This is a genomic window from Candidatus Symbiopectobacterium sp. NZEC135 (assembly GCF_025962695.1).
This window is the reverse complement of record NZ_JAGFPF010001584.1, coordinates 1-501: the sequence shown is the minus strand read 5'-3', so window position 1 is coordinate 501 and position 501 is coordinate 1. Positions and strand designations below refer to the sequence as shown.

Below are 501 nucleotides of genomic sequence, written 5' to 3'. Positions count from 1 at the left end.
ATATCACGCGCGGCGAAAGCAACATTCTCTATCTGGTGAATAAGGAGGGCGAGCAGCGTATCGCGACGGCGGGCAACGTCGAGCGGCGTTTTTTCCGCGAGTTTGTGCAGGACTGTCTTAATCGTACTGAAAACGCCATGACGCAGCAATGGGTGTTCACCGTGACGGAATTGGCGCTATGCGCTCAAAGCCTGGCGCAGCAGATTACCCCAGCCGAGCGCGAATAATCTGCTAAATCCCATCACTGGGTCGACGCGGTTGCCTTGCTGGTCGGTGACGCGTGTTGCTCTTGTGCTAGCTGATGCAATGCGGCTTCTGCCAGTGCGGCAAAATAGCGCGATGCAGGGTAGATAGCCGACTCATCAGGGTTGAAGCCAGGATGATGCAGGCCAAACGGGCTGCCAGAGCCGATACTGACAAACGTACCGGGGCAGCCCTGCAAATAAAGCGCAAAATCTTCCCCCCCCATCTGCCGTTCTGCGGTTTCAACCTGATAGCCGT

General features: G+C 56.5%; 2 pseudogenes. One reads left to right on the top strand and one right to left on the bottom strand.

The annotated features are described in order from the left end of the window. Window positions 1-227, top strand: a pseudogene (locus tag J5224_RS35510) (gfo/Idh/MocA family oxidoreductase); the annotation flags it as partial. A gap of 14 nt (window positions 228-241) precedes the next feature. On the opposite strand, the pseudogene J5224_RS35505 reads toward J5224_RS35510, so the two are convergent. Next, window positions 242-501 (bottom strand): annotated as a pseudogene (locus J5224_RS35505) (amidohydrolase); the annotation flags it as partial.